Annotated in this window: 7 protein-coding genes and 2 pseudogenes; 8 read left to right on the plus strand and 1 reads right to left on the minus strand. The window is 48.9% G+C overall.

Annotation, left to right across the window (positions count from 1 at the left end; genetic code table 11):
• Nucleotides 1-86: 86 nt before the first annotated feature.
• On the minus strand, nt 87-1,238 hold the full coding sequence (gene argE / locus EQY_RS0123370; protein WP_010346357.1) for an acetylornithine deacetylase: 1,152 nt from the start codon (nt 1,236-1,238) through the stop codon (nt 87-89).
• Nucleotides 1,239-1,391: 153 nt separating this feature from the next.
• Between argE and argC the strand changes: the two genes are divergently transcribed.
• From argC to EQY_RS27145, 8 genes and pseudogenes are all read left to right on the plus strand, one after another.
• On the plus strand, nt 1,392-2,396 hold the full coding sequence (argC, locus tag EQY_RS0123375) for an N-acetyl-gamma-glutamyl-phosphate reductase (RefSeq protein ID WP_000935358.1): 1,005 nt from the start codon (nt 1,392-1,394) through the stop codon (nt 2,394-2,396).
• A gap of 7 nt (nt 2,397-2,403) precedes the next feature.
• Nucleotides 2,404-3,180 (plus strand): acetylglutamate kinase, encoded by a 777-nt coding sequence (gene argB, locus EQY_RS0123380; RefSeq protein ID WP_077629745.1) that lies wholly within the window; start codon nt 2,404-2,406, stop codon nt 3,178-3,180.
• A gap of 60 nt (nt 3,181-3,240) precedes the next feature.
• The gene (gene argH / locus EQY_RS0123385) at nt 3,241-4,614 is read left to right on the plus strand and encodes an argininosuccinate lyase (protein WP_001230092.1); all 1,374 of its coding nucleotides are present in this window, start codon (nt 3,241-3,243) and stop codon (nt 4,612-4,614) included.
• A 492-nt stretch (nt 4,615-5,106) separates the two neighbouring features.
• A pseudogene (locus tag EQY_RS0123390) lies at nt 5,107-5,817 on the plus strand (D-galactonate dehydratase family protein); the annotation flags it as partial.
• Nucleotides 5,818-5,981: 164 nt separating this feature from the next.
• Complete coding sequence (locus EQY_RS0123395; RefSeq protein WP_000114059.1) at nt 5,982-7,220, plus strand: tyrosine-type recombinase/integrase; 1,239 nt, start codon at nt 5,982-5,984, stop codon at nt 7,218-7,220.
• A 12-nt stretch (nt 7,221-7,232) separates the two neighbouring features.
• The gene (locus EQY_RS0123400) at nt 7,233-7,436 is read left to right on the plus strand and encodes a helix-turn-helix transcriptional regulator (RefSeq protein ID WP_001095276.1); all 204 of its coding nucleotides are present in this window, start codon (nt 7,233-7,235) and stop codon (nt 7,434-7,436) included.
• A gap of 59 nt (nt 7,437-7,495) precedes the next feature.
• On the plus strand, nt 7,496-8,074 hold the full coding sequence (locus tag EQY_RS0123405; protein ID WP_001038672.1) for a BRO-N domain-containing protein: 579 nt from the start codon (nt 7,496-7,498) through the stop codon (nt 8,072-8,074).
• A 144-nt stretch (nt 8,075-8,218) separates the two neighbouring features.
• A pseudogene (locus EQY_RS27145) lies at nt 8,219-8,405 on the plus strand (host cell division inhibitor Icd-like protein); the annotation flags it as partial.

Raw genomic sequence — 8,405 nt, forward strand, 5'->3', positions numbered from 1 at the left:
CGCAAGCATCGCATCCGACATTATTGCGGCGCTGGAGTTTGGCAACAGTGCCGGATGCGTCGCGAGCGCCTTATCCTGCCTACGTTTTAATGCCAGCAGAAATGGTGAATGACCTGGGTGATCAGTTCGCGGGTGGGTTTAATAAACCGCGTCTCCAGATATTCATCAGGCTGATGAGCCTGATTAATTGAGCCTGGACCCAACACTAGCGTCGGGCATAACGTCTGAATAAACGGCGCTTCGGTACAGTAGTTCACCACTTCGGTCTTTGCACCGAGTAATTTCTCAACCACTTCAACCAGTTGATGATTCGGCGGGCACTCGTAACCAGGGATCGGCGGATGCAGCTCTTCGACCGTCAGACGACCCGGCCAGCGTTCGCTCACCGGAGCCAGCGCGTCGTTGAGTAAGCCATTAAGTTCATTGAGCGTCATGCCAGGCAACGGACGAATATCCATATGCAACTCGCAGCAAGCGCAAATACGGTTAGAGGCGTCACCACCGTGAATATGCCCAAGGTTGAGCGTGGGATATGGCACGGTAAACGCTTCGTAGTGATAACGCTCTTTCAGGTTATCGCGCAATTGTAAAATATGACCGATGGCGTCGTGCATCAGTTCGATAGCGTTAACTCCGCGCGACGGATCGCTGGAATGCCCCGACTGACCCAGAATGCGAATGGCATTGGAGATGTGGCCTTTATGCGCGCGTACCGGTTGTAGCGACGTCGGTTCGCCAATGATGGCGCAATCCGGGCGCAGGGCGGTGGTTTCGGCAAAATAACGCGCTCCGGCCATACTGGTTTCTTCATCGGCAGTTGCCAGAATGTAGAGCGGTTTTTTCAGTTTCGTGACGTCGACGTCGCGTAGCGCATCGAGGATAAACGCAAAGAAGCCTTTCATGTCGGCGGTGCCTAAGCCGTAAAGCTTGCCGTCATGCTCCGTCAGCGTAAACGGATCGCGCGTCCAGCGACCATCATCAAACGGCACCGTATCGGTATGACCCGCCAGCAGCAAGCCGCCAGCACCCTGTCCGCAACTGGCCAGCATATTAAATTTGTTGCGAGTTCCTGGCACAGGCTGCACTTCCACATTGAAGCCCAAATCTTTAAACCAGCCCGCCAGCAGAGTGATTAAATCTGCATTGCTTTGATCGAGTGCCTCTTCCGTGGCGCTTATTGAAGGTGTGGCAATCAGAGCACGGTAAATCTCGATAAATGGCGGTAATTTGTTTTTCATTGTTGACACACCTCTGGTCATGATAGTATCAATATTCATGCAGTAATTGTGAATAAAAATACACTAACGTTGAGCGTAATAAAACCCACCAGCCGTAAGGTGAATGTTTTACGTTTAACCTGGCAACCAGACATAAGAAGGTGAATAGCCCCGATGTTGAATACGCTGATTGTGGGTGCCAGCGGCTACGCTGGCGCAGAGCTAGTGACCTATGTAAATCGCCATCCGCATATGAACATAACCGCTTTGACTGTTTCAGCGCAAAGCAATGATGCGGGAAAGTTAATCTCCGATTTGCATCCGCAGCTAAAAGGCATCGTTGATCTGCCGTTGCAGCCGATGTCGGATATCAGCGAGTTTAGCCCAGGGGTGGACGTGGTGTTTCTCGCCACCGCCCATGAAGTTAGCCACGATTTAGCACCGCAATTTCTTGAAGCGGGCTGCGTGGTGTTTGACCTTTCCGGCGCGTTTCGTGTTAACGACGCTGCCTTCTATGAAAAATATTACGGCTTTACCCATCAATACCCGGAACTGCTGGAACAGGCCGCTTATGGTCTGGCGGAGTGGTGCGGCAATAAATTAAAAGAAGCGAACTTAATTGCGGTGCCGGGATGTTATCCGACGGCGGCACAACTGGCGCTGAAACCGTTGATTGATGCCGATCTTCTCGACCTCAGTCAGTGGCCGGTGATTAACGCCACCAGCGGTGTGAGCGGAGCGGGACGTAAGGCAGCGATTTCAAACAGCTTTTGTGAAGTTAGCCTGCAACCGTATGGTGTCTTTACCCATCGCCATCAGCCGGAGATCGCCACGCATCTCGGTGCTGACGTTATCTTCACCCCGCATCTGGGCAATTTCCCGCGCGGCATTCTCGAAACCATTACCTGCCGCCTGAAACCGGGTGTGACCCAGGCGCAAGTCGCGCAAGCGTTACAGCGGGCGTATGCGCATAAACCGCTGGTACGGCTATATGACAAAGGCGTTCCGGCACTGAAAAATGTCGTCGGGCTGCCGTTCTGTGATATCGGGTTTGCCGTTCAGGGCGAGCATCTGATTATTGTGGCGACCGAAGACAATTTATTGAAAGGTGCGGCGGCACAAGCGGTACAGTGCGCCAATATTCGTTTCGGTTATGCGGAAACGCAGTCTCTTATTTAAGGGTGCAATGATGAATCCATTAATTATCAAACTGGGTGGCGTACTGCTGGATAGTGAAGAGGCGCTGGAACGTCTGTTTAGCGCACTGGTGAATTATCGTGAGTCACATCAGCGTCCGCTGGTGATTGTGCACGGCGGCGGTTGCGTGGTGGATGAGCTGATGAAAGGGCTGAATCTGCCGGTGAAAAAGAAAAATGGCCTGCGGGTGACGCCTGCGGATCAGATAGACATTATCACCGGAGCACTGGCGGGAACGGCAAATAAAACCCTGCTGGCATGGGCGAAGAAACATCAGATTGCTGCCGTAGGTTTGTTTCTCGGTGACGGCGACAGCGTCAAAGTGACCCAGCTTGATGAAGAGTTAGGTCATGTTGGACTGGCGCAGCCAGGTTCGCCTAAGCTTATCAATACGTTGCTGGAAAACGGTTATCTGCCGGTGGTCAGCTCCATTGGCGTAACGAACGAAGGACAACTGATGAACGTCAATGCTGACCAGGCGGCGACGGCGCTGGCGGCAACGCTGGGCGCGGATCTGATTTTGCTCTCCGACGTCAGTGGCATTCTCGACGGCAAAGGGCAACGCATTGCCGAAATGACCGCCGCGAAAGCAGAACAACTGATTGAGCAGGGCATTATTACTGACGGCATGATAGTGAAAGTGAACGCGGCGCTGGATGCTGCGCGCACGCTGGGCCGCCCGGTAGATATCGCCTCCTGGCGTCATGCGGAACAACTTCCGGCACTGTTTAACGGTATGCCGATGGGTACGCGGATTTTAGCTTAAGTTTTGTTAGCCGGAGGCGCAGCTTTCCGGCATTGAATTTCAAAATAAGGAAACAGAGTTATGGCACTTTGGGGCGGGCGTTTTACCCAGGCAGCAGATCAACGGTTCAAACAATTCAACGACTCACTGCGTTTTGATTACCGTCTGGCGGAGCAGGATATTGTTGGCTCTGTGGCCTGGTCCAAAGCCCTGGTAACGGTCGGTGTGCTGACCGCAGAAGAACAGGCGCAACTGGAAGAGGCGCTGAACGTGCTGCTGGAAGATGTTCGCGCCAGGCCACAACAAATCCTTGAAAGCGACGCCGAAGATATCCATAGCTGGGTGGAAGGCAAACTGATCGACAAAGTGGGTCAGTTAGGCAAAAAACTGCACACCGGGCGTAGCCGTAATGATCAGGTAGCGACTGACCTGAAACTGTGGTGCAAAGATACCGTTAGCGAGTTGCTGACGGCTAACCGGCAGCTGCAATCGGCGCTGGTGGAAACCGCACAAAACAATCAGGACGCGGTAATGCCAGGTTACACTCACCTGCAACGCGCCCAGCCGGTGACGTTCGCTCACTGGTGTCTGGCGTATGTTGAGATGCTGGCGCGCGATGAAAGCCGTTTGCAGGATGCGCTTAAGCGTCTGGATGTCAGCCCGCTAGGCTGTGGCGCGCTGGCGGGAACAGCCTATGAAATCGACCGTGAACAGTTAGCAGGCTGGCTGGGCTTTGCTTCGGCGACCCGTAACAGTCTCGACAGCGTTTCTGACCGTGACCACGTGCTGGAACTGCTTTCTGCTGCCGCTATCGGCATGGTGCATCTGTCGCGTTTTGCTGAAGACCTGATCTTCTTTAACACCGGCGAGGCGGGGTTTGTGGAGCTTTCTGACCGCGTGACTTCCGGTTCATCATTAATGCCGCAGAAGAAAAATCCGGATGCGCTGGAGCTGATTCGCGGTAAATGCGGTCGGGTGCAGGGTGCGTTAACCGGCATGATGATGACGCTGAAAGGTTTGCCGCTGGCTTACAACAAAGATATGCAGGAAGACAAAGAAGGTCTGTTCGACGCGCTCGATACCTGGCTGGACTGCCTGCATATGGCGGCGCTGGTGCTGGACGGCATTCAGGTGAAACGCCCACGTTGCCAGGAAGCAGCGCAGCAGGGTTATGCGAATGCTACTGAACTGGCGGATTATCTGGTGGCGAAGGGCGTACCGTTCCGCGAGGCGCACCATATCGTGGGTGAAGCGGTGGTGGAAGCCATTCGTCAGGGTAAACCGCTGGAAGATCTGCCGCTGACCGAGTTGCAGAAATTCAGCCAGGTGATTGGCGAAGATGTCTATCCGATTCTGTCGCTGCAATCGTGCCTCGACAAGCGTGCGGCAAAAGGCGGTGTCTCACCGCAACAGGTGGCGCAGGCGATTGCTTTTGCAAGGGCGCGTTTGGGGTAACCTTGTTATTTTGCTCCCCTGAGAATGGGGAGTTTGCCTGATGTGCTTTGTTTATCATGTCTACGTAGTGTTGCACTTGTAGGCATGATAAGACGCGACAGCGTCACATCAGGCAGTATTCTGTTGACCTTAAATTTAACGCCCAACCAGAACCATTATTTGTCACATGCCTTTTTATTCTTGCTTTACTCTCCCTATAAAAATCATTTTTAAATACACCAGGCGATACACAGTTTAATTAATTGAATATAATTAATTTCTATTGTTGTGTTTATTTTTAAGATTGATGGTGTTTATTATGTGATTATTTAACGCGTTGTTTTAACGATGATGATTAATAGTGTAGGTCAAATTTGAGGATATTTTTGTTCTCCGCCGGAAATTTTTGTTTTTAATGTGATCACGGTTGAATAATCACTCTTTCTCTCTTGTATGGTAGTAGGCGCGTAATTAAGTTTGAAGCGTCTATTTACAACACAGGAGATTGCAATAATGAAAATTATTGCTGCGGACGTTTTTGTTACTTGCCCCGGGCGTAATTTCGTTACGCTTAAAATAACCACTGAAAGCGGACTTTGTGGATTAGGAGATGCCACGTTAAATGGCCGCGAATTGTCGGTCGCTTCTTATCTGAAAGATCATCTTTGCCCACAATTAATTGGCCGCGATGCCAGCCGTATCGAAGATATCTGGCAATTCTTTTATAAAGGCGCTTACTGGCGACGTGGTCCCGTCACGATGTCGGCCATTTCTGCCATTGATATGGCATTGTGGGATATCAAAGCTAAAGCAGCCAATATGCCGCTGTATCAACTGCTTGGCGGTGCTTCTCGTGAGGGCGTGATGGTTTATTGCCATACCACCGGGCGCACGATTGATGAAGTTCTTGAGGATTATGCAAAGCACCAGCAGATGGGCTTTAAGGCGATTCGTGTGCAGTGCGGTGTGCCTGGGATGCAAACCACCTATGGCCTGGCGAAGGGCAAAGGACTGGCGTACGAACCGGCAACCAAAGGCCAGTGGCCGGAAGAGCAGTTGTGGTCGACGGAGAAGTATCTCGATTTCACGCCGAAGTTATTTGAGGCGGTGCGCAATAAGTTCGGTTTTAACGAACATCTGTTGCATGACATGCACCATCGCCTTACCCCCATCGAAGCGGCGCGCTTTGGAAAGAGCATTGAGGATTACCGCCTGTTCTGGATGTAGGGTACATTTCTTACCTGTTTTTATGTTCTGGTGTCGTTTTATAGTCTTTTCAATGAGTTGTGATTTTTTGAGTTTCCTCTCTTTACTTGATAATGAGTTAGTTTATCGCTTGTTATCGACTTGAATGGACTACATGACGGACTAAAAAATGAGGGCGACAGATGTCGGTAAAGCCATTAACCGTGACTGAAGTTAAGGGGATGAAACCACGTGAAAAGGACTATGCCGTTTATGATGGGTTCGGTTTATTGCTGAATGTGAGTAAAGCTGGTGGGAAAGTGTGGCGTTTTCGTTATAGCCATCCGATAACGAAAAAACGGCAGACATACACGATAGGGCGTTTTCCTGAATTCTCACTCGCGGAAGCACGGGAAGTACGTGATGAACTTCGGCGAATGATTGCACGTGGAGTTGATCCAGTCACAGAGAAGAAAAATCGTAAAATTGAGATGGCACTAAAAAATCTACAGACATTTGAATCTGTTGCTAATGCATGGGTTGCCTTTAAAAAGGGAGCAGAATTGCGGAAGCCTACGTTAAATAACATCGAATATGAAGTATATAAATATCTTGTTCCTTTCTTTGGTAAATATAGTATAGATAAGATTACAGCGCCATTAGCAATTAAGATACTGGATGCAGTATCTGATAAAAATGCGTTGCAAAAAAAATTAATATCAAGATTAAATGAAATTATGAATTATGCCGTAAATTGTGGTGCGTTAAAAATAAATCCATTGCTTAAAATAAAGACTGCATTCGCTGGAAAGAAAAATAAATCATTGGCTGCGTTACCTATAGAAAGATTACCTGAATTTCTGAGTTGGTGGGATGGTGTGCCTCATAACTACCAAATAGCGCATAATGCACTTTTATTTCAGATATTGACCATGGTCAGGCCGGGAGAGGCGATCCAGGCGGAGTGGTCAGAGATAGATTTTGATGCTGGTCTGTGGGTTATTCCTGAGCATAAAATGAAATGCCATCGTGAACATGTTGTACCCCTGTCATCACAGGCCATTAGCATCCTCAGAACAATGCAGGAAATAAAAAGAGGGCGTTATGTATTCTATTCATCCAGAACCAAAGACGCGCCTATGGGGAGGAATACTATAAATACCCCGATTGCCGCCAGTAAGTTCAAAGGGATTGTAACGTTACATGGTTTTCGTTCGATGTGGAGCACGCTTTTAAATGAGGAGGGATTTAACCCCGATGTAATCGAGGCTGCATTGGCACATAAAAGTGGTGATAAAATAAGAGATATTTATAATAGAACTACTTATTTAGAACAACGCAAAATTATGATGCAATGGGTAGGCGATTTTTTTGAAGAGGCGAGAAAAGGGGTAATTAATAGATCCTGTGGTAAGAAAGGTTTAAGAATAGTAAATGGTTGAGGAGTTCAGCAAATGAATACCAATGAAGATATTTTATTTACTAAAGACGTAATGAAAATTTTGCGCTATGGGGCAATGAGCGCATTCATTAATTTCTGGAAAGATGAAAGCAATGGTTTTCCTCAACCGTTCAGAATTGGGCGGCGGCATACCTGGCACCGTAGAGATGTAGAGGCATGGTTAGATAAACAACGAGAACAGGCCAATCCCCACTAATAATATCTTTCATACCCCGCACGCAATGCGGGGTTTTTTGTATATGAGGTAAAAAAACGATGAATAAAAATATTGCCGTGACGGGCAAGGGTGACGCACGTCATGTGAAAAAATTCTGTGATATTCGTGATCTGGTCGTTCTGCGCTTTGATGGCGTGAGCGTTCGCGTGGTGTATCTGAACGGCGATCCGTGGTTTGTTGCAAAGGATGTCTGCGCTGCGCTGGAACTGACCAATTCGCGTACGGCGTTGCAGATGCTTGATGATGATGAAAAGGGAGTAAATTTAACTTACACCCCCGGAGGAAATCAGAATATGAGCATTATCTCTGAGTCAGGTTTCTACAAACTAATAGCCCGTAGCCGCAAAGCAACGACGCAAGGCACATTCGCCCATCGTTTCAGTAACTGGGTATTCAGAAATGTGATACCGGGTATCAGAAAAACGGGGGCTTATGGTATCCCGTGGGGCGCATTACAGGATTTTTCCCGCCGCAAACAGCAATATCAGATAAGTGCCAGTGAGAAGGGGAGGGAGCTACAGGCCTGTAAGCGCAAAAAGCGTGAACTCGAGGAAGAAGAAAAAAGGCTGATACGTGAATATCAGCCTGAGTTTTACTTTGGTGAGCGTATTCAGTAACCGCGTGCGGTGCTGATTATACGGTACATCGTGTTAACCGGGAAGCTACCCACCAGCAAGGCAAAATCTTCTGCTAAAAAATGACATATGACCAGTCGTCCGGAAAGCATGAAATTTTACAAAAATGGAAAATGAAGATTTTTATTGTGCTGGTGGGTAAAAACAAAAAGCGCCCCGTTACCGGAGCGCCCTTGCGAACAATTAACCTGCTGCGAAAAAATTGGATCAGTGCAGGGGGATTATATCAACCGTGGTCGAAATGACCATAGTTGCAGGATAACAGGCAAAACAAAGGCCACCTGCTACGGTGGCCCTTCAACACTAATTGCGC

The organism is Escherichia sp. TW14182, from assembly GCF_000208525.1.
GTDB classification, from domain to species: Bacteria; Pseudomonadota; Gammaproteobacteria; order Enterobacterales; family Enterobacteriaceae; genus Escherichia; species Escherichia ruysiae.